This window comes from Burkholderia sp. WAC0059 (assembly GCF_002870125.1).
In the GTDB taxonomy this organism is placed as follows: Bacteria; Pseudomonadota; Gammaproteobacteria; order Burkholderiales; family Burkholderiaceae; genus Paraburkholderia.
This window is the reverse complement of sequence record NZ_PNEO01000006.1, coordinates 45,081-65,241: the sequence shown is the minus strand read 5'-3', so window position 1 is coordinate 65,241 and position 20,161 is coordinate 45,081. Positions and strand designations below refer to the sequence as shown.

Sequence of the window (20,161 nt, the reverse complement as noted above, 5' to 3'; positions counted from 1 at the left end):
GGCCGTCCGTGCGGCTTCTGCCGCCTCAAAACGCGCCTTGCGGCGCCGGGGCTACGCCGTCATGCGAGATCGAAGCGGTCGAGGTTCATCACCTTGTTCCAGGCCGCGACGAAGTCCTCGACGAACTGCCGCTGGGCATCCCCGCTACCGTAGACTTCGGCCAACGCTCGCAGTTGCGCGTGCGAGCCGAAGATCAGATCGACCCGAGTGGCCGTCCACCTGACTTCGCCCGTCTTGCGGTCGCGTCCTTCGTACACGCCGGCGGCATGGGCGGCCGGCACCCACTCCGTGCCCATGTCGAGCAGGTTCACGAAGAAGTCGTTGGTGAGCGTCTCCGGACGCTTCGTGAACACGCCGTGCTGCGTCTGCCCGAAATTCGCGTTCAGCGCCCGCAGCCCACCGACGAGCACCGTCATTTCCGGCGCGGTGAGCGTCAGCAACTGCGCCTTGTCCACCAGCAGCGCCTCGGCCGGCGCCGTGGACCCGCCCTTCACGTAATTGCGGAAGCCGTCCGCGTACGGTTCGAGCACGGCGACGGAAACCACGTCGGTCTGCTCCTGCGACGCATCCGTGCGACCCGGCGCGAACGGCACCGTCACCGGATGACCAGCGTTCTTCGCCGCCTGCTCGACGCCCGCGCAACCGGCCAGCACGATCAGGTCCGCGAGCGACACCTGCTTGCCGCCGCTCTGCGCGCCGTTGAACTCGCTGCGGATACCCTCGAGCACCTTCAGCACCTTGTCGAGCCGGGCCGGCTCGTTGACTTCCCAGTCCTTCTGCGGCGCGAGACGGATGCGCGCGCCGTTAGCGCCGCCGCGTTTGTCCGAGCCGCGGAACGTGGATGCCGACGACCATGCCGTGTAGACGAGCTGCGAGACCGGCAGTCCCGCCGCGAGCACCTTCGCCTTCAGCGCGGCGACGTCCTGCCCGTCGATCAGCTTGTGGTCGACCGCGGGAACCGGGTCCTGCCAGATCAGTTCTTCGGCCGGCACTTCCGGGCCGAGGTAGCGCACGCGCGGACCCATGTCGCGGTGCGTGAGCTTGAACCACGCGCGGGCGAAGGCGTCCGCGAATTCGTCCGGGTTTTCGTAGAAACGCCGCGCGATCTTCTCGTAGGCCGGATCGACGCGCAGCGCGAGGTCGGTCGTCAGCATCGACGGCGCGCGGCGCTTCGAGGAATCGTACGGGTCCGGCACGCTGTTCGCGCCGGCGTCGCCCTTCGGCTTCCATTGATAGGCGCCGGCCGGGCTCTTCGTCAGCTCCCATTCATAGCCGAACAGGTTCCAGAAGAAGTTGTTGCTCCACTTCGTCGGCGTGCTGGTCCAGATCACCTCGATGCCGCTCGTGATCGCGTCGGGACCGCTGCCGCTGCCGTAGCTGCTCTTCCAGCCGAGCCCCTGCTGCTCGATCGGCGCGCCTTCGGGCTCGGGGCCCACGTGCGAGGTCGGACCCGCGCCGTGCGTCTTGCCGAACGTGTGGCCGCCCGCGATCAGCGCGACGGTTTCCTCGTCGTTCATCGCCATGCGGCCGAACGTTTCGCGAATGTCGCGCGCCGCCGCGACCGGGTCGGGCTTGCCCTCCGGTCCTTCCGGATTCACGTAGATGAGGCCCATCGTCGTGGCGCCGAGCGGATTCTCGAGCACGCGGTCGCCCGAATAGCGCTTGTCGGTGCCCATCCAGGTGGTTTCGGAACCCCAGTAGACGTCCTCGTCCGGCTCCCAGACGTCCGCGCGGCCGCCGGCGAAACCGAAGGTCTTGAAACCCATCGATTCGAGCGCGACGTTGCCGGTCAGGATGATGAGGTCGGCCCACGAAATCTTGCGGCCGTATTTCTGCTTGATCGGCCAGATCAGCCGGCGCGCCTTGTCGAGGCTCACGTTGTCGGGCCAGCTATTGAGCGGCGCGAAACGCTGCTGGCCGGACCCGGCACCGCCGCGGCCATCGCCGATGCGGTAGGTGCCGGCGCTGTGCCACGCCATGCGGATGAAGAGCGGACCGTAGTGGCCGAAGTCCGCGGGCCACCAGTCCTGCGAGGTGGTCATCAGCGCGCGGAGATCCTGCTTCACCGCCGCGAGGTCGAGACTCTTGAATGCTTCCGCATAGTCGAACGATTCGTCCATCGGATCGGACAGCGACGAATGCTGATGCAGGATTTTCAGGTTCAGTTGATTCGGCCACCAGTCCCGGTTCGTCGTACCGCCCGTATGGTTGAACGGACACTTCGTTTCAGTCGACATGAGTTTTCTCCTTTGAGCGTTTTCCATCCAACTTACCCGGCACAGGTTGATGTCCGGACACCGTCCACGAATACTAACGGCACGCTCTCGCGGACGGAAATAGGTTTACTTCATAGCGGCGTATCAAAAAATCTAACGCGTCGAACCGGAGAATATGCGATCGGGGAGAAATGTGTCTGACAGATGTCTTCCCGGCACCGGAAAGGCAAACGCGCATCGGAGGCCCGGCCCGGAGCCTCGCGATATTCGCCCTGCATGGCGGGCGCCCCGCACGATCCTTGACGATCGCGAGACGCCGGGGCCGCGGCGCGGCCAGGCGAATGTACCGTGCGCGTCGTGACGGCGGCAAACCGCGTGCGGCCGCCCGGACGATGCAAGAGAAGGCGAACGGCCCGAATCAGGCCCAAAGCGAGCGATGAAGCTCCGGCGGTCCGCCCAGCGCGTACCGGAAAGACGCGGGACGGGAACCGTCGACGTCGACGACGCCAAGACATGCGCCCAGTTCCGCGCCGATCAGCGCGCGACCGGAAAGCTGCATCCGTTGATCGGACGCGTACAGCGCGGCGACGACCCGGCCCGTGAACCGGGGCGATTCGCGCTTAGCGGTCGGCCGCACATCGGGCGGCAGGGTCTCCAGATACGCACGCGAGCGTTCCGTATCCAGCCCGCCCATCCAGATCGACACGACCGCGACATTATGCGGACGCAGCTCCTTCGCCATGTCGGCGGCCATCTTGTCCGCGCCGGCCTTTTGCGCCCCGTAGGCGGGACCATGGTGATAGCAGACGGCGCCGTAGTGCCCCGTATTGACGATCAGCCCCCGGCCGTTCGCGATCAACAGCGGAGCCGCGTGCCAGGCCGCCACGTAATGCGAGCGCAGGCCCACGGTCACGAGGTCGACAGTTTCCAGCGGCTTTTCCCAGAACCCGCCGGGCATCGTCGTGGCGACGAGTCGGGCCGCGTTGTTGACCAGGATGTCGAGACAACCGTGCGCTTGCCCGATCTGCGCGAACAACGCGGCCACCGCGTCGTCGTCGGCATGATCGACGGCAACGGCGATGCCCTTCCCTCCCGCCGCGGATACCTGCTTCGCCGTCTCGCCCACCGTGCCGCCATAAGGGGAATCGCCTTCGTCGACGCTTCGGCCCGTCACGTAAACGGTCATCCCGGCTTCGCCGAGCGCCAGCGCAATCCCCTTCCCCGCCCCGCGGCTGGCACCCGTCACGACCGCAACCCGCTCGATGTTTCGCATACCTGTCCTTTTCTCGTTTCCATCCGGATTCCGGACCGGCTATCGGCTGTTCGGCGCCCACGCCTCGCGATCTGGAATAATGGCCGGAGGCAAGTATAGGATCGACGGCATGGCTGCAAAAACGCACAAATCGGTGCCCAGGTCAGACGGACATGACCTGGGCCCGCTGAAGGACACGCGCCGGGTCAGCCGCGTGCTGGCCCGCGTCGGCGACAAATGGAGCGTGCTCGTCATCGCGCTGCTGCGGGCCGGCCCGCATCGCTTCAACGGCATGAGGCGAGGCATCGAGGGCATCTCGCAACAGATGCTCACGCGCACCCTGCGCGCGCTCGAACGCGACGGCGTCGTGTCGCGAGTCATCTCGCCGGCGAGCCCCCCGCAGGTCGTCTATGCGCTGACGGCGCTCGGGCAGTCTCTCAGCCAACCCGTCCTGGCGCTGGGCCGCTGGGCCTGCGAACACATAGACGAAATCGACGACGCCCAGCGCCGGTTCGACGCCCGCACGGCGCTCGCGGACGGCGACGCCGCCGCTGCCGGCCGGTCCGTCGAAGCGAGCGACCCTACGCCAGGCTGAACTGCGCAACGTTCGAGCGCAACTCGTCCGCCTGCGACTTGAGCGACATCGCGGCCGCCGCGGCCTGCTCGACGAGCGCCGCGTTCTGCTGCGTGACCGCATCCATCTGCGTCACCGCCACGCTCACCTGGCCGATGCCCTTGCCCTGCTCGAGCGACGCGGCGGCGATCTCGTTCATGATGTCCGTGACGCGCTGCACCGACTGCGTGATCTCGTCCATCGTCGTCCCGGCCTCGCCGACCAACTCCGCGCCGGCCTTGGCGCGCTGCACCGAGTCGTGGATCAGGCCAGTGATCTCCTTCGAAGCCGACGCGGAGCGCTGCGCGAGCGAGCGCACCTCGGCGGCGACGACGGCGAAGCCGCGTCCCTGGTCTCCGGCGCGAGCCGCTTCCACCGCGGCATTCAACGCGAGGATATTGGTCTGGAATGCCAGGCTCTCGATCATGCCGACGATGTCGGCGATCCTGTCGGAGCTGGCGTTGATGCCGTGCATCGTGTCGACGACCTGCTGCACGACGCCGCGGCCCCGCTCGGCGACGTGCATCGCCTGCGCGGCAACCTCGCTGGCCTGGCGCGCGTTGTCGGCATTCTGGTTCACCGTCGAGGTCAGTTCCTCCATGCTGGCGGCCGTCTCTTCGAGCGAGGCTGCCTGCTCCTCGGTGCGCTGGGACAGGTCCTGATTGCCCGTCGCGATCTCGCCCGTCGCCGAGGCAATCGATTCGGCGGACGCCCGAATCGCGCGGATCATGTGGGCCAGTTGCTCCTGCATGCGCTTCATCGAGTGCATCAGGCTGCCCTCGTCGCCCGACGACATTTTGACGACGGCAGTCAGATCGTTGTTGGCGATGCCGCCGGCGATCTCGACCGCGTAAGCCGGGTCGCCGCCCAGCGAACGCAGGATGCCGCGGTTCAGCCACACTACGATGCCGCCGAGGACCAGCACCATCGCGGCGAATATCCCCAGGCTCCGATAAAGCGTAACGTGCAGCTCCGCGTCGAGGTCGTCGACGTAGACGCCCGTCTGGAAGATCCAGCCCCACGGCGGGTAGGCCTCGTTGAACGAGACCTTCGGGCTGGCCTCGGTCATGCCCGGCTTCGGGAACGTATAGCGAATGAACCCCTTGCCGTCCCGGCGGACCAGATCGACCGCGTCCTGCCAGAAGCGCTGGCCGCCCGAGTCGGTAAACTGGCTCACGTTCCGGCCCACGAGCGCGGGCTCGGTGGCATGCATCAGGATGACCGGCCGCGAATCCAGAATCACGAAATAGCCCGACCCGTCCTCGCCGTAACGCATCTGGCGCACGGCGTCCATCGCGCGCTTCTTCGCCTCGTCGAGGGGAATTGTGCCGGCGGCGGCCTGATCGGCGAAATGTTTCGTGACCGCAATCGCCAGTTCGGTCGCATGAACCAGGTCGGCCTTCCGCTCCTCGAAGCGGACTTCGCGTATGCGATACGCGTCGACAATCGATATTCCCAACAGACAGACAAGGCTCAGAACGAGGGGCAGCCAGAGTTTCTGGACAAACGACAGTTTCATGATTTGCTTCCTGCTTTCGGATTAGGGTTTCGGCCAGCGGCGCGTCCGTCCCCTCCCGCTCCCTCCTGATTCAGGCGTGTTTTTATAGGCACAGGTGACGGCCCGGATATTCATCCGATTCAAAATATTCGTTTCTCGACGCCGGTAACGTTTTTAAGGCGCGGGCCTGGGCAACGGGTTTTTCATTCTTTCAACCCGCATTTCCAGTAAGGCATCCTTAAAGATATGAAGAAATGACCCGCGGCCATCGGGATCATTCCGGGCCTTTCGATACGCCATGAAATGGATGCCATCGGATACCCGATTCGGCGGAATCCGGAAAAGGTTTTCCTGACGGGTTCGACCGGATTAACGACCGGCCCAACCCATACGCGATCTTTACAATGAAGCGGGAAAACCCTTCAATAGGCCCACTTGAATGGGAAAAATAAACGACCTCTTTCCGTTATCGGCCTGAAACGGTGGATATTGATATAAGTTCGACAAAACCCGGTGCGACATATTGTCATTGGATTGATCGAGCGTCACCGGGGGAAGCGGGCGCGGCAAGCCCGGGCCGCGCGTCAGCCGGAAACCGGCGCGTCCGCATCGGCGCGCGGCTCACGGGCCCGCGTCCTCAGGAGGCCGGCCAGTCCGGCGCACAGCAATAACGCGGCCGACAGCACGTACAGGCCGCCGCGATAATCGTGGGTGACGTTGCGCACCCACCCGAGCAGAAACGGCCCCGCGAACCCGCCGAGATTGCCGATCGAATTGATCGAGGCAATCGCCGCCGCGGCCGCCGAACCGCGCAGAAAAGTCGGCGGGATAGTCCAGAACGGCGCCTTGGAGCCGAGAATGCCGACCGCGGCGATACCGAGCGCGACGATCGCATAGACGCCGCTCTCCAGCCATCCCGCACAGGCGAGGCCCACCGCCGCGATCAGCAGCGTCGCCGCGAGACAACCGCGACTACCGCTCAGCCGGTCCGCCAACGCACCGAAACCGACCATGCCGACCGAACCGGCCACGTAGGTCGCCGACGTGATCCACCCGGCGGCGGCGATCGAATAGCCTTGCTGCCTCAGCATCTGCGGCAAAAAGAACGACAGCCCGAGATTCGCGGACGTCGCGCAGAAATAGACGAATGCCAGCAGCAATACGACCGGATGCGCGAACGCAATCTTCAACGGGTGGCCGGGTTCCGGTTCGATGGCCGAGCGTTCGCGCGCGAGTTCCGCGCCCAGCCAGTTGCGCTCGGTCTCCGACAACCAGCGCGCGTCGCGCGGCGCATCCTTGAGCAGCAGGAAGGCCACGACGCTCAGCAGAACCGGCGGCACGCCCTCGGCAATGAACATCCACTGCCAGCCGTGCCAGCCCCATAGTCCGTCAATGCGCAGCAGCGCCGTCGACAGCGGCGCGCCCAACGCGAGCGAGGCCGGCAGCGCAAACATGAACGCGGCGAGAATCCTGCCGCGATAGCGGGCCGGAAACCAGTCGCCGAGATAGTAGATGATGCCCGGGAAAAAGCCGGCTTCGGCCGCGCCGAGCAGGAAGCGCAACACGAGGAAGCTGCGCTCGCCGCCGACCCAGGCCGTGGCGCAGGACAGCAAACCCCACGTCAGCAGGATGCGGGCAATCCAGCGGCGCGCGCCGTACTTCACCATCATCACGTTGCTCGGCACTTCGAACAGAAAATATCCGACGAAAAAGATACCGGCCGCGAGTCCGAATGCGCGGCTGTCGATGCCGAGATCCCGGTTCATCGTCAGCGCTGCAAACCCGATGTTGATCCGGTCGATGTACGAGACGATGTACAGCAGGACCATCAACGGAACGATCCGCGCCGCGGTCTTGCGCACCACGCGGCGCTCGAGCGCCAAGTCCGCCCATCCGTCGAGACCGGCCGCGCGGGGCGAGGCGGAGTCGTTCGCCATCGATGTCTCCCTTGTCTTGTTCTATCGATGCTGTCGTCATGCCAGCGCAATCGTCTTGCGCCGGGCGGCGCCTATCCGCCCGTCAACGCGCGCGAGCCGCGTTACCGGGCAACGCGATGCCCGGCGTCGCCCATGGAAACCGCAGGATGCTCCCGCTCGCCGACTCGGTGACGAACACCTCGTCGCGCGATGCGCCGCCGAACGCGACGTTGCTCGTCGCCCGCCCCTCAAGCGAGCGAAAACGGCGGATCACCTCGCCATCCGGATTCACGACGAACACGGTCCCCAGCGAGACGTGCGAGACGAACAGGTTGCCGGCTTCGTCCATCGCGAGGCCGTCCGGCCCGCCGGTGCCGTGGAATGCGCAGAACCGCCCGACCTTCGTCGCCGAACCGTCGGGCAGCAAAGGCAGGCGCCAGATCGCGTTGTCGCGGGTCATCGCGACGAACAGCACCGACTCGTCGGGCGACAGCACGAGGCCGTTCGGACTCGGCCCGTTCGAGATCAGCAGGTCGAGCCGACCGTCCGAACGCAGCCGGAACACGCGGCCGGTCGGATCGTGGAGCCCCGTCTGCCCCTGGTCCGTGAAATACAGGTCGCCCGAACGCGCGAACGTCAAATCGTTGAGCCCCTTGAAACCCTCCGCGTTGCGCCGCGCGAGCACGTCGTGCACAGCGCCGCTGTGCGTGTCGATGCTCAGCAGGCCGCGCCGGCAATCCGCGACGAACAGGCGGCCGTCCGGATGCAGCGCCAGCCCGTTGGGCTCGCCGTCGTACTCGGCGAGGACCGACCACTCGCCGGCCGGCGTCACGCGAAAAATCCGGCCGTGCGGAATGTCGACGACGAACAGGTTGCCCGCGTCGTCGAAGCACGGCCCCTCGAGAAAGCTGTCCACCTGGCGGCCGCCCGCGTTGGCCCGCGACCACGTCGTCACGACCGGACGGCGAAGCGCGTCGGGCAGCCGGGTCCATACGGACATGTCGATGCGCGCAACGTCCGTCATCAGAGGTCCCCCTGTGCCATGTGGAGCGCGCCCGACGGGCCCGATGAACTCGACGTACCCGCCGCGTCCCGGTCGTGAACCGGCGGACCGCCGAGCGGACGCGACGCGAAGACCAGCACCGTGAAGGCGCCGACGATCGCGAGCACGCCGGCAATCGCGAACGCGGCATCGAAATGCCCGGTCGCCCGGACCACGTAGCCGGTCACGATCGGCGCGACGATGCCGAACAGGTTGCCGCCCAGCGTCAGCGCCGCGAACGCGACGCCCGCATCGTCCGCAGAGCGCAGCAGATCGTTCGTCAGCGCGAAGTTCCAGGCCATCGCGCAGGCGCTGGCCAGCATCGACAACGAGAACAGCACGATCACGAGCGGCGTCGAGCGCAACGACGGCGCAACGAGCACGTCGGCCGAGAGCAGCAGGAACAGCGCGACCGCATAGCGCCGCTTGCCCGCGTACAGCGCCTGCATGTCGAACAGCCGGTCCGCCGCCATGCTGATCAGCAGGCAGCCGACGACCGTCACCGCATAGGGAATCGCCGTATAGAAACCGCTGCTCAGGATCGTCAGGCCGCGCGCGGTCTGCAGATAGGTCGGAAACCACGTCAGAAACAGATACTGCGTGTACGTCATGCAGCCCTGCGTCAGCGCCAGCGCCCACATCGTCGGCGACGCGAGCAGCCCGCGCAGGCCGGCCGGACGCGCGGCATGCCGGTCCGCCTGCATGTCGCGCCGCGCGAGAATCTGCTCGCGCTCCGCGGCCCCGAGCCAGCGCGCTTCTTCCGGTAGACGAAACCGCGCGAGCCACAGCGTGAGCCAGGCGAGGCCGAGCACACCCGTGACGATGAACGATATCCGCCATCCGTAGCGGGTCACGAGCCAGGCGACGACCGGCGCGCCGAGCGCCGGTCCCGCATACGATCCCATGATGAACGCCGACGTGGCGCTGCCCCGTTCGTTGCGCGGCGCCCATTCGCGAATGGCCCGATTGCCGGCGGCGTTCGTCGGCGACTCGAACACGCCGAGGCCGATTCGCGCCGCGACCAGCGACACGAGCCCGAACGCGCAGCCGCCCAGAATCTGGCAGACCGACCACAGCCCGATCGCCACGCCGATCACGCGACGCGTGCCGAACCGGTCCGTCAGCGCGCCGGCGGGCAGCAGGCACAGGATGTAGATCCACAGCGACGACGAATACAGATAGCCGAGCGCGACCGGCCCGAGATGCAGCTCGGCCGCGAGCGGCTTGCCGGCGATCGACATCGCGATACGGTCCAGATAATTGATGAGCAGCAGCAGAAACAGCAGCGCATAGACGAGCAGCCGCTTGCGATTCGCGAACATCGGTGTCTCCTGCACGACCTTCCGGTCGTGCCCAGGTTTTTGTTATTCGTTTTGCGGCGCCGAAGCGTGACGGGTTCAGTGTGCCGCCGCGCCCGCATGGTCGGGCTGGGCGAGGCCGGCCGCGCCGACCACTTCGAAACCGGCCGCGCCGAGCTGTTGCTGCAACGTCGAGCGCTGCGCCGCGTCGAGCTCGACGAGCGGCGGCCGCACCGTCGCCCACTCCGCATCGCCCGACTGCCAGGCGATCGCCGCCTTCATCGCGGCGATCATCGGAAACTGCTGGAAAATCGCGCGAATCGCATCGAGCTTCTGCTGCCGGAGCGCCGCGTCCGCCGCCCGCCAGTCGCGCGCGAGTCGCGCAATCGCCTGCGCGTTCACGTTGCCCGTCGCCGTAATGCAACCGGCGCCGCCGCCCTGCAGCGTGCGCAGCAGGAACGTCTCGCTGCCGGCGAACACGTCGAAGCCGCGCGGCTGGAAACGCTCGAGCATTATCGCGGTGTTCGCCCAGTCTCCCGAGCTGTCCTTGATCCCGGCGACGATTCCCGGGAACGCGTCCAGCAGCCGCTCGATCAACGACGTGCCGATGCCGACCTGCGATACGGGCGGAATGTGATAGAGATAGATGCGCAGCCGGTCGTCGGCCACCGCATCGATCACCCGCGCGAACGCACGGAACAATCCCTCGTCGCCGACGCCCTTGTAGTAGAACGGCGGCAGCATCAACACGCCGGCGCAACCGCTCGCCACCGCATGCCGGGTCAGTTCGATTGTGTCGGGCAAGGCGCAGGCGCCGGTGCCGGGCATCATCCGGGCCGCGGGCAAGCCGGCCTCGAGCAGCGCGTCGAGCAACGCGCGCTTTTCGTGCAGCGACAGCGAATTCGCCTCGGAATTCGTACCGAAGATCGCGAGCCCGACCGACTGTTCGAGCAGGGATCGGCACAGCCGCACGAAGCGCTCGCCGGACGGCGCGCCGTTCGCGTCGAACGGCGTGAGGACCGGCGAGAGCACGCCGGTCAGGCGCGGCGCCGCCGCGCTCATCGCCCGGCTCCCGACTTGACGACGCGCTGCCACGGCCCGCTCTCGCCCGTTTGCGTCACGCCGTAACGCGCGATCGCGTCGTCCGAGAAGCGGAAGCCGAGCCCCGGCGTCTGCGGCAGCAGCAGATGCCCTTTTTCCGCGACGATCTGCGTGTCGATCAGCTCGCGGAAGTTGACGATGTGGGCGTCCGGCATGAATTCGACGTAAGTGGCGTTCGGCGCGGAAGCGACCAGATGCACGTGCAGATCGTGCCACGCATGCGGCGCCACGGAGATGCCGAAGCTGGCCGCCGTCGCCGTGATGCGCCGCCACTCGGTCACGCCGCCGCACACCGTCGCGTCGGTCTGCAGCAGCGTGGTGGCCTCGCGGGCCAGCAGCTCCTTGAAGCGCCAGCGGCCCGCCTCGATCTCGCCCGTCGCCACCGTCACGCGCGTCGCCTTCGCAAGCCGCGCATGGTTGTCGATGTCGTCGGGCGAAAACGGCTCCTCGATCCAGAACGGGTCGTAGCGTTCGAAGCGCCGGACGTATTCGAGCGCGGTCGGGAAATCCTGCCACGCGTTGTTGGCGTCGAGCATCAGCCGCACGTTCGGGCCGATCGCCTCGCGCACGTGGGCGAGGCGCGATTCCTCTTCGGCGGGGCTCAGGCGCCCCGTCTTCATCTTGACCGCATCGAAGCCGTTCGCCACGTGCGAGGCCATCTCGTCGGCCAGCGCCTTGTTGGTCTTGCCGGGCCAGTAGTAGCCGCCGCTCGCGTAGGCCGGCACGCGCTCGTCGCGGGTCGAGCCGAGATAGCGGAAAAGCGGCAGCCCCGCGGCACGCGCGTTGAGGTCCCAGATCGCGGTGTCGAGCGCGGACAGCGCGCGCAGCACGACGCCGGCGCGCCCCTGCAGCAGCGCTTCCTGATACATCGACTGCCACAAGCCCTCGACCCGCAGCGACTCTTCGCCGACCACGACCGGCGCGAGCAGATCGGTCACGGCCACCGCCAGCAGCCGGCCCGACGTGTTCACCGCATAGCAGTAGCCCACGCCTTCGATGCCGTCGACGCTGCGCACGCGGACCAGACAATATTCGCGCGCCTGCACGGTGCGGGTGGAAAAGGTGACGGGATTGCCGAGCGGAACGCGGGCGACACAGACGGAAACCGATTCGATAAGAGCCATGAAGAAATCCTGTTAGCAACCGATGGATAGCGGGGATAAGTCCGGGCGACCGCGCGTCTCCCATCTGTTCCTGCGAGACCGGACCGCCCTCATGCGCCGCGTGATCCGGCGCATCGATTCGAAAAACGATACGGCAGTTGCAAGGCCATAACAAATCGATTAATTGTATGGATTAATCCGCTTTACGGATCAATTGGAAAACTCTGTCTGCTACGCTGCGCTGTCTTTCCCGCGAGCCTACCGCCATGAATCTCTCGATCCGTCATCTACGCGCATTCACGACGCTCGCGGCCGTACGCAGCTTCACGCGCGCGGCCGAACAGTGCCATCTGTCTCAACCTGCGTTCAGCGCGCTGATACAGAACCTCGAAGACCATGCCGGCGTCCGGCTGTTCAACCGCAGCACGCGCAACGTCGAACTGACCGCCGAAGGCGCACTGTTCGAAGCGGTGGCGGCGCGCCTGCTGAACGACATGACGCATGCGTTCGACGAGCTGAACGACCATGCGAACCGCCGTCGCGGGCGCGTGACGATCGCGGCCCTGCCGACGGTCGCGGCCGGCGCGCTGCCGCCCGTGCTGACGGCGTTCCGCGAGCGGCATCCTGGCATCGAGATCGTACTGAAGGACGTGACGGCCGACACCTGCCTCGAGATCCTGCGCAACAACCAGGCCGACCTCGCGCTCAGCGCGCCGATTTCGCCGGGCCGCGATCTCGTCAGCGAGCCGCTCTTATCCGACACGTTCCACTTCGTGTGCCGCGACGACCATCCGCTCGCGGCGCGCCAGGAACTGGTCGCGCGCGACGTGCTGGACCAGCCGATGATCAAGTTCGCCCGCACGAGCAGCATCCGCCAGCACATCGAGGCCGCGTTCTATCCGTCGTCGCCGCCGACCGAATTCGAGGTCTACAACCTCGTGACGGCCGCGGGCCTGATCTCGAGCGGCATCGGCACGACCCTCGTCCCGACGCTCGCCCTGTTCCAGTTCCAGATGCCGGGCCTCGTCGCGATACCGATCCGGCTGCCGATCAGCGACCGCCGGATCTGTCTGATCCGGCGCCGCAACGACGCCGGATCGGCGGCCGTCACGGCCTTCGTCGAACTGCTGCGCGAGCGCTGGTCCGACCTGGCGCAGGGGCGCACGACCCGGCGGCAACGCGCGACGACGCGGGCGCTACCGGCCGCGCCCGGCCAGCGACAACGCCGCCAGGCGTCCTGATCGCGCCGCGGCAAAGCCACGCCCGCCATTCAGTTGAAAACCCGATAAATTAATCCGCAATATCGATTTGATTGTTCAATCAGGCCTCCATAGTATGTGCCCCACGAACCGGCCCTGACCGGAGAACAATGCCGCGGCGCATCGAACGCCGCCGGACAGACGGAGGAGACATGCCCCGAGCCCGTTGGACGATGATTGCGATGTGCTTTGCCGCCAGCGCAATCAATTACATCGATCGCGCGAACCTTGCCGTCGCCGCCCCGTTCATCCAGCGCGAGCTGCATCTGAACGCGGCTGCGATGAGCTTCGTTCTCGGCGCGTTCTTCTGGACCTACGCGGCGATGCAGATTCCGTTCGGCTGGCTTGCCGACCGGATCGGCGCGCGCGTGACGATGGCCGTCTCCGTAGTCTGGTGGTCCGCCTTCACCATGCTGACGGGCGCGATGCGCAGCGTGCCCGGCCTCGTCGCCGCGCGCCTGCTGCTCGGCGCGGGCGAGGCCGGCGCCTATCCGGCCTGCACGAAGGTCGTGTCGACGTGGTTTCCGCGCAGCGAGCGCGGACTCGCCTCGGGCATCTTCACGAGCGGCGTCGAGATCGGCGCGGCGCTTTCGCTGCCCGTCGTCGCCTGGGCGATCGCCAGGTTCGGCTGGAAGTGGTCGTTTCTCGTGACCGGCACGTTCGGCTTCGCATGGGTTGTCGTCTGGCTGCTCGTCTACCGCGACCCCGAGCGGCATCCGCGCGTCGAACCTGCCGAATTGCATGCGTTGCAACTCGCGCGCGGCGCGCAGGACGCACCGGACGCCGACGCGCCGAACCTGCGCTGGGCCGCGTTGCTGCGCCATCGCACGATCGTCGGGATGATGCTCGGCTTCTTCTGCATGAACTTCGTCAAGTACTTCTTCATCACGTGGTTCCCGACCTACCTGATGAGCGCGCGCGGCTTCTCGCTCGCGCAACTGGGGACGCTGGGCATGCTGCCCGCGCTGTGCGCGATACCGGCAAGCTGGATCGGCGGCGGCACGTCCGACCTGCTGTTCCGCCGCGGCTGGAGCATGACGGCCGCGCGCAAGACCTGCCTCGTCGCCGGCATGCTGCTCTCGTCCGCGATCACGCTGTGCGCGTTCGCCGATAGCCGGACCGTCGCGCTCGCGCTGTTCGTCGTGACGTACTTCAGCCTGTCGTTCACGTCGGCCAACGCGTGGTCGCTGCCGGCCGACGTCGCGCCGACGCCGCGTCACGTCGCGACGCTGAGCGCGGTCCAAAACACCGCGTCGAACGTCGCCGGCATTCTCACGTCCACTTTCACCGGCGTCATGCTGACCCTCACGCACGGCTCGTTCGTCGTGCCGCTCGTCACCGCCGGCCTGTTCTGCGTGATAGGCGCATGCAGTTACCTGTTCGTCGTCGGCCCGGTCGAACCGATCCGGCCGGACGGCCCGTCACGCTGTCCCCACCCCCAGCTCGGCGCCGCCTGAACGGCGCGCCCCTACAGGCTCGCCCATAACGACACGGCACGGCGTGCCGCGGAACGGCGCGCGAACGCCGGCCCCGGTCCGTCACGTTCCACTTTCACCACGACCCGTTCGAGGACATTCATGAAGCGAATCGTTCCGCTTGCGGCATGCGCCGCGTTTTCCCTGCATGCTCAGGCACAGAGCAGCGTCACGCTGTACGGCATCATCGACGAGGGCATCAACTACAACAGCAACATGGAGGGCGGCCGCTCGTACGGGCTGGAAAGCGCCGTGATGCAGGGCAGCCGCTGGGGCTTTCGCGGCGACGAAGACCTGGGCAACGGTTTGCATGCGATCTTCACGCTCGAAAACGGCTTCGACAACAACACGGGCAAATCCGACCAGAACGGCGCGCTGTTCGGCCGGCAGGCATTCGTCGGGCTGTCGAAGAAATCGTGGGGCGCGCTGACCTTCGGGCGCCAATACGACGTCAACGCCGACTTCGTGGGTCCGCTCGAAGCCGCGTCGCAATGGGCCGGCAACATCGGCGCGCACCTCGGCGACATGGACAACCTGAACGACGCATGGCGGATCAACAATTCGGTCAAGTACACCTCGGCGGTGTATCACGGCCTGTCGTTCGGCGCGCTCTATGGTCTCGGCGGCGTACCCGGCAGCGTGGGACGCAACCAGGCATGGTCGGTCGCGCTTCGCTATGCGCAGGGACCGCTCGTCCTCGCCGCCGGCTACAACAACGTGCGCAACCCGAACGTCAGCGTGTTCGGCAACGAGATCCCCGCCGCGCAGGCGGCCGAGACCGAAAACTCGACCTATCCGTCGTTCAGCGGGTTCATGTCGGCACGCACGTGGCAGGTCGCGAGCGTCGGCGGCAACTACACGTTCGGCGCATCGACCGTCGGGCTCGTCTATTCGAACATCGCGTTCCAGTCGCTCGGCGACACGTCGAGCGGGCCCGATCCGTCCGGTTACGAAGGCAGCGTCCACTTCAGCACGATCGAAGGCAGCTACCGCTACCAGTTCACGCCCTCGCTGCTCGTCGGCATCGCATACGTCTACACGAACCGCAGCCGCATCTCGTCGAGTACCGGAGTCAATCCCGGCGCGACCTACCAGCAGGCCATGGCGGCAATCGACTACTCGCTCTCGACGCGTACCGACGTCTACCTGCTCGGCGTGTTCCAGCAGGCGTCCGGCACCGATTCGCTCGACCTTCCCGCCGTCGCCTCGATCACCAACCAGGCCGAACCGTCGTCGAGCGACCGCCAGACCGTCATACGCATCGGCATCCGGCATCGGTTCTAGCCGGCCGGGACATCGCGCGAGAACTTCGTTGCCGCAGGCGCGCGCCGTTCGCGAGACCGGTGCGCCGCCCTGCCACGCGATTCACCTACCCCGCATCCGCCGACGCAGGCGGCGCAACCGACACGCCCTCGATGCCATGCCGCGCGAGCAGTTGCGCGACGCGCCCGGACGCCTTCATCTCCTCGACGAACGCCGCCACGTAGCGCAGCGCGGCGTCGCCGCGCCCCTGGGCCACGCCCATCGCCTGCCGGATCACCATGAACGGCTCGTCGATGAGCCGGAGGTCGTCGTGGCGCGCCCGGTCCGCCTCGAGCTGCTGCCGCACGCCCGCGGCCACCTCGAGCCGCTGCGCGACGAACGTTTCGACGACCGCCTGGGAAGTCGTCACGCGCACGATCTGCGCGGCCTTGAGTTCGCGCGACAGAAACAGGTCGTACGCGCTGCCGCCGCCGACGGCCACGCGGTTGCCGTCCCGATCGACGTCGGCGTTCGCCACGATCGGCGAATCGTCGCGCACGAGGTAGCAGCCCTCGATCAGGACGTACGGCGCCGTGAACGAAATGCCGGCGCCGCGCACCGGATCGACGGCGAAGAATCCAACGTCCGCCGCGCCGCTGCGGACCGCCTCGACGGACTTCGCCGCAGCGTCGACGACGACGTGCTCGACGGCCAGGCCCAGACGCCGCGCCAGCTCCGCGGCGAGATCGACCGACACGCCGGCCGGCCGGCCGTCGGCCTCGCGTCGCGCGAGCACCGCATTGCCGAGGTTGATCGCCACGCGCAACGTACCCGAAGGCGCAATGGCGGAAACGGGAAGGGTATCGGGCATCGTCATCTCTCTTCGTTTCGGGAAACAGGGAAATTCATTCGTCGCCGCATTCGTCGGCATCCCAGGTCGCGCCGGCCATGCCGTCCATCTGTTTCTCGCAGGGATCGGGGCGGCCCGTCACGCGCAGCAGAATCCGGTCTCTCGCAACCGGATCCGCCCGCAGGCTGTCCATCCGAAAAAACACGCCCTCGCTCGGGCCGCCCCGCATGTAGACGGTCGGAATCCTGCTCTGGGCCATGAATCACTCCTGGAGTCGCCCGCATCCTGCAACGAGGATGCGCCTGGGCTTATGGGTATCGGCAAGGATACCAGTCTGGCGGAGAGCGGCGCGTCGACGCTCTCCCCAGGCTCGGGAACGGGAGCCCTGGTTTCGGCGATCGAGCAAACGGGCCGTCGACGGCGGAACGCGGCGCCGGGCCCGATGCCTCACGCCGGAAGAAACCGGTCCTGAAGATCTCGAAGAGCCGATGCAATTTTCCGGACCTCTGGCGCACGGCACCGATTTCATATAAATTTCCTTTTACGAAAGTCACTTTCAGAGGAAATCGTGAATCCGAGAACCGGCAAGGACTATGTCGAAGCGTTGCGGGACGGCCGCAACGTCTACATCGACGGCGCGCGGGTCGACGACGTGACGACGCACCCCGCGTTCCGCAACACGGTGGCGTCGTTCGCGAACCTGTACGATTTTCAGGCCCGACCCGAGAATCAGGCGCTGATGACGATCGCGAGCCCGGGCAACGGGCGGCGCGTCAGCCGGGCCTGGGACCTGCCGACGGACCACGCGGGACTCGTCACGCGGCGGCGCGCGCTCGAAGCGTCGTTGCGGCTCCATCACGGGTTTCTCGGGCGTTCCCCCGACCATCTGGCGACCACGCTGAGCGGCATGGTGATGGGCATCGAGATCTTTCGCCGCCACGACGCGCGGCGCGCGCAGGCGCTTGCCGACTACTTCGCCCATGCACGGGACAACGACCTGTTCGTGAGCTACGCGATCCAGAACCCGCAGGCGGACAAGACGCGTACCGCCTCCACGCAGGCGAGAGATCTCGTCGCCCGCGTGATCCGCGAGGAGGAAGCCGGCATCGTCGTCAGCGGCGCCAAGATGCTCGGCACCAGTTCGATCATGGCCGACGAGCTGCTGGTCGCCAACATTCAGCCGCTCAGGCCCGGCGAAGAGCGCTACGCGTTCAGTTGCGCGGTGCCGTCGGCGACGCCGGGCCTGCATTTCCTGTCGCGGCGCTCGTACGAGCAGGCGGCCGCGTCGCGATTCGATCATCCGCTGTCGTCGCGTCTCGACGAAAACGACGCCATCGTCTATTTCGACGAAGTCCGCATGCCGTGGCACCGCGTCTTCCTGCTGGGCGACATCGAGGCGGCCCGCCGGCAATGGAGCGATACGCCGGCCCACGTCTACCAGAACTATCAGGCCCAGATCCGGCTCTCGGTGAAACTGCAGTTTCTCGCCGGCCTTGCGCACCGGATCGCCGAAACCACGGGCAGCATCGACATCCCGCAAGTCAAAGGGCAGATCGGCCGGCTCGCGGCACAGGCGACTCTCGTCGAGGGTCTCGTCAGCGGGATGGAGGCCGCCGCGCTACGCGTCGGCGATTACGTGGTCCCCAACGCCGCGATGCTGTATGCCGCGCAAACCCTCACTCAGGAGCTTTACCCCGCCTTCATCCAGACGATTCGGGAAATTTCCGGCGGCGGGCTGATCATGCTGCCCTCGTCCGCCGCCGACTTCGAGAATCCGGCCATCGCCGCAATGATCGACGCCACCCAGGTTTCCTCCGCCACCGACAGCCTCGGCCGCGTGCGGCTGTTCAAGCTCGCATGGGACGCGATCGGCTCGGAATTCGCGTCGCGACATCTGCAGTACGAAATGTTTTACGCCGGCTCGGCCTACGTGAATCACGGCAACATGTACCGGCATTACGACTGGCCGGCCGCGCTCGGGCAGGTCGACGCCGCGTTGCGCGACATGGGCGCGCCCGCGATGGACGCGCGGTCCGCCGCATGAGCGCGTGCTCTTCGCGCGACGACGGCGAATCAGGCCGGTCGCCGCAGCGCGACCGCCAGGGGATGCGAGCCGTCAAGCCGGGACGACAGCAGCGCCCGGTCGACCATCGCATGGACGCCCTTCTCGCCGTTCACCATCTGCGTGACGTGCAGATCGCAGGCCATGCTGCAGAACACATAGGCGTCCTCGCGCGCCCATCCCGTCATGTCGCCGAGCAGCGCGATCATTCCCCGCAGCGCCTGCCGGGCCGCGGTGTCCAGGTCCTCGTCGAAACCCATCGTGATGAGATGCGTGGGAGACAAACCGAGCGGCATCGGCGCGTGCACCGCCTTGTGCAGATGAAACTCGAACAACCCCGCGAGCGACGTCTCGAGCGCCGTGAGAATGACTTCGCCGTCGCCCTGCACCGCGTGCCCGTCGCCCGCCGAAAAAAGCGCGCCGCTTGCGTGAACCGGCAGGAACAGCGTCGCGCCGGCGCCCAGCTCCTTGTTGTCGATGTTGCCGCCGTGCTCGCGCGGCTCGATCGAACTGATCGCGCCGTAGGCCGGCGGCGGCGCGACGCCCATCACGCCGAAGAACGGGCGCAGCGGCAAGGTGATGCCGAACGGCAGCGTCGCCGTCCGCTGCACGCGGTCTATCGGCACGTGCAGCAGCCGGGTGCGCGGAAAATCGTCGGGCAACGTGCCGCGCAAAGGACGCATCGCATTCCAGCCCCAGTCCTGGCGCAGTTCGATTTCGCGCACGCGCACTTCGAGAAGATCGCCCGGCTCCGCGCCGTTGATCGCGACCGGGCCCGTGACGATATGCGGCCCGAGCTTCGGCGCACAGGCCTCGTGGATGCGCCGATGCTCCGGCAGCATGTCGAACGGCAGGCCGACGAGATCGCGCGGCTGACCGTTCACCGACTCGATACGGACCGAGTCGCCAGGCTCGACCGTGAGCACAGGCGCGAGCGCGGCGTCGAAGTAGCCCCAATGGACCGTCTCCGGCCCGGCATGCAATACGTGTGACCGTCCCATTCATCCTCCGGTACCTGAAAAATACGTTGAATCGCATTCCCGGGCGCCGACCAGCCGCGCAATAACTTATCCGCACGGCCGATCGGGAGCCGATCGGGAAACCGGCTTGGCCTTTGCAGGCATCTTGCCCATTTATAATGCGGCTTTCAACAGCCACGCCTGTCTCGCGAGGAAGCGCCGAACATGCCGCGAACGAAGAAAGATTCACCCGCCGCTGCCGGCGCGTCTCGCAA

General features: G+C 66.8%; 16 protein-coding genes. 5 read left to right on the top strand and 11 right to left on the bottom strand.

Annotated features, from left to right (window positions below; genetic code table 11):
• Window positions 1–59: 59 nt before the first annotated feature.
• Together katG and CY652_RS08005 are read right to left on the bottom strand one after the other, a co-directional pair.
• On the bottom strand, window positions 60–2,237 hold the full coding sequence (gene katG, locus CY652_RS08010) for a catalase/peroxidase HPI (protein ID WP_102130184.1): 2,178 nt from the start codon (window positions 2,235–2,237) through the stop codon (window positions 60–62).
• 397 nt (window positions 2,238–2,634) lie between these two features.
• Window positions 2,635–3,489, bottom strand: a complete 855-nt coding sequence (locus CY652_RS08005) for an SDR family NAD(P)-dependent oxidoreductase (RefSeq protein WP_102130183.1) — start codon at window positions 3,487–3,489, stop codon at window positions 2,635–2,637.
• Window positions 3,490–3,598: 109 nt separating this feature from the next.
• Here CY652_RS08005 and CY652_RS08000 point away from each other — a divergent pair, with 109 nt between their 5' ends.
• Complete coding sequence (locus tag CY652_RS08000) at window positions 3,599–4,063, top strand: winged helix-turn-helix transcriptional regulator (RefSeq protein WP_102130313.1); 465 nt, start codon at window positions 3,599–3,601, stop codon at window positions 4,061–4,063.
• Here CY652_RS08000 and CY652_RS07995 read toward each other — a convergent pair.
• The 6 genes from CY652_RS07995 to CY652_RS07970 form a co-directional block, all read right to left on the bottom strand.
• Window positions 4,050–5,600, bottom strand: a complete 1,551-nt coding sequence (locus tag CY652_RS07995) for a methyl-accepting chemotaxis protein (RefSeq protein WP_102130182.1) — start codon at window positions 5,598–5,600, stop codon at window positions 4,050–4,052. The genes CY652_RS08000 and CY652_RS07995 overlap by 14 nt on opposite strands.
• Before the next feature lie 563 nt (window positions 5,601–6,163).
• Entirely contained in the window at window positions 6,164–7,516 is a 1,353-nt protein-coding gene (locus tag CY652_RS07990) for an MFS transporter (protein WP_102130181.1), read from the bottom strand.
• Window positions 7,517–7,598: 82 nt separating this feature from the next.
• Window positions 7,599–8,519: an SMP-30/gluconolactonase/LRE family protein gene (locus CY652_RS07985; protein WP_102130180.1), complete on the bottom strand. Its 921-nt coding sequence runs from the start codon at window positions 8,517–8,519 to the stop codon at window positions 7,599–7,601.
• Window positions 8,519–9,859: an MFS transporter gene (locus CY652_RS07980; RefSeq protein ID WP_102130179.1), complete on the bottom strand. Its 1,341-nt coding sequence runs from the start codon at window positions 9,857–9,859 to the stop codon at window positions 8,519–8,521. The genes CY652_RS07985 and CY652_RS07980 overlap by 1 nt, the downstream gene beginning before the upstream one ends.
• A gap of 75 nt (window positions 9,860–9,934) precedes the next feature.
• Window positions 9,935–10,897, bottom strand: a complete 963-nt coding sequence (locus CY652_RS07975; protein ID WP_102130178.1) for a dihydrodipicolinate synthase family protein — start codon at window positions 10,895–10,897, stop codon at window positions 9,935–9,937.
• Window positions 10,894–12,060: a mandelate racemase/muconate lactonizing enzyme family protein gene (locus CY652_RS07970; RefSeq protein ID WP_102130177.1), complete on the bottom strand. Its 1,167-nt coding sequence runs from the start codon at window positions 12,058–12,060 to the stop codon at window positions 10,894–10,896. The genes CY652_RS07975 and CY652_RS07970 overlap by 4 nt, the downstream gene beginning before the upstream one ends.
• A gap of 245 nt (window positions 12,061–12,305) precedes the next feature.
• On the opposite strand from CY652_RS07970, the gene CY652_RS07965 reads away from it, so the two are divergent.
• The 3 genes from CY652_RS07965 (at window position 12,306) to CY652_RS07955 (ending at window position 16,057) form a co-directional block, all read left to right on the top strand.
• Window positions 12,306–13,280 carry a LysR family transcriptional regulator gene (locus CY652_RS07965; RefSeq protein WP_102130176.1) on the top strand — a complete coding sequence of 325 codons (975 nt, stop codon included), beginning with the start codon at window positions 12,306–12,308 and terminating at the stop codon, window positions 13,278–13,280.
• A 170-nt stretch (window positions 13,281–13,450) separates the two neighbouring features.
• Window positions 13,451–14,755, top strand: coding sequence for an MFS transporter (locus tag CY652_RS07960; protein WP_102130175.1), 1,305 nt, complete (start codon window positions 13,451–13,453; stop codon window positions 14,753–14,755).
• A 120-nt stretch (window positions 14,756–14,875) separates the two neighbouring features.
• Window positions 14,876–16,057: a porin gene (locus tag CY652_RS07955; RefSeq protein WP_102130174.1), complete on the top strand. Its 1,182-nt coding sequence runs from the start codon at window positions 14,876–14,878 to the stop codon at window positions 16,055–16,057.
• A gap of 85 nt (window positions 16,058–16,142) precedes the next feature.
• On the opposite strand, the gene CY652_RS07950 is transcribed toward CY652_RS07955, so the two are convergent.
• Together CY652_RS07950 and CY652_RS07945 are read right to left on the bottom strand one after the other, a co-directional pair.
• Window positions 16,143–16,892, bottom strand: a complete 750-nt coding sequence (locus CY652_RS07950) for an ABC transporter substrate-binding protein (RefSeq protein ID WP_102130173.1) — start codon at window positions 16,890–16,892, stop codon at window positions 16,143–16,145.
• A 28-nt stretch (window positions 16,893–16,920) separates the two neighbouring features.
• A complete protein-coding gene (locus CY652_RS07945; protein WP_102130172.1) occupies window positions 16,921–17,124 on the bottom strand; it encodes a PrpF domain-containing protein in 204 nt (67 codons plus the stop codon).
• 309 nt (window positions 17,125–17,433) lie between these two features.
• On the opposite strand from CY652_RS07945, the gene CY652_RS07940 reads away from it, so the two are divergent.
• Window positions 17,434–18,909 (top strand): 4-hydroxyphenylacetate 3-hydroxylase family protein, encoded by a 1,476-nt coding sequence (locus tag CY652_RS07940; RefSeq protein ID WP_102130171.1) that lies wholly within the window; start codon window positions 17,434–17,436, stop codon window positions 18,907–18,909.
• Between the two features lie 29 nt (window positions 18,910–18,938).
• Here the strand turns inward: CY652_RS07940 and CY652_RS07935 are convergent, their stop codons facing one another.
• A complete protein-coding gene (locus CY652_RS07935; RefSeq protein ID WP_102130170.1) occupies window positions 18,939–19,928 on the bottom strand; it encodes an acetamidase/formamidase family protein in 990 nt (329 codons plus the stop codon).
• Window positions 19,929–20,161: the final 233 nt, after the last annotated feature.

Coding starts and splice junctions, on each gene's coding strand:
- CY652_RS07965 (WP_102130176.1), top strand. CDS start 12,306: ATGAATCTCTCGATCCGTCATCTACGCGCATTCACGACGCTCGCGGCC.
- CY652_RS07950 (WP_102130173.1), bottom strand. CDS start 16,892: ATGACGATGCCCGATACCCTTCCCGTTTCCGCCATTGCGCCTTCGGGT.
- CY652_RS07955 (WP_102130174.1), top strand. CDS start 14,876: ATGAAGCGAATCGTTCCGCTTGCGGCATGCGCCGCGTTTTCCCTGCAT.
- CY652_RS07945 (WP_102130172.1), bottom strand. CDS start 17,124: ATGGCCCAGAGCAGGATTCCGACCGTCTACATGCGGGGCGGCCCGAGC.
- katG (WP_102130184.1), bottom strand. CDS start 2,237: ATGTCGACTGAAACGAAGTGTCCGTTCAACCATACGGGCGGTACGACG.
- CY652_RS07970 (WP_102130177.1), bottom strand. CDS start 12,060: ATGGCTCTTATCGAATCGGTTTCCGTCTGTGTCGCCCGCGTTCCGCTC.
- CY652_RS07985 (WP_102130180.1), bottom strand. CDS start 8,519: ATGACGGACGTTGCGCGCATCGACATGTCCGTATGGACCCGGCTGCCC.
- CY652_RS07995 (WP_102130182.1), bottom strand. CDS start 5,600: ATGAAACTGTCGTTTGTCCAGAAACTCTGGCTGCCCCTCGTTCTGAGC.
- CY652_RS07990 (WP_102130181.1), bottom strand. CDS start 7,516: ATGGCGAACGACTCCGCCTCGCCCCGCGCGGCCGGTCTCGACGGATGG.
- CY652_RS08000 (WP_102130313.1), top strand. CDS start 3,599: ATGGCTGCAAAAACGCACAAATCGGTGCCCAGGTCAGACGGACATGAC.
- CY652_RS07980 (WP_102130179.1), bottom strand. CDS start 9,859: ATGTTCGCGAATCGCAAGCGGCTGCTCGTCTATGCGCTGCTGTTTCTG.
- CY652_RS07935 (WP_102130170.1), bottom strand. CDS start 19,928: ATGGGACGGTCACACGTATTGCATGCCGGGCCGGAGACGGTCCATTGG.
- CY652_RS08005 (WP_102130183.1), bottom strand. CDS start 3,489: ATGCGAAACATCGAGCGGGTTGCGGTCGTGACGGGTGCCAGCCGCGGG.
- CY652_RS07960 (WP_102130175.1), top strand. CDS start 13,451: ATGCCCCGAGCCCGTTGGACGATGATTGCGATGTGCTTTGCCGCCAGC.
- CY652_RS07975 (WP_102130178.1), bottom strand. CDS start 10,897: ATGAGCGCGGCGGCGCCGCGCCTGACCGGCGTGCTCTCGCCGGTCCTC.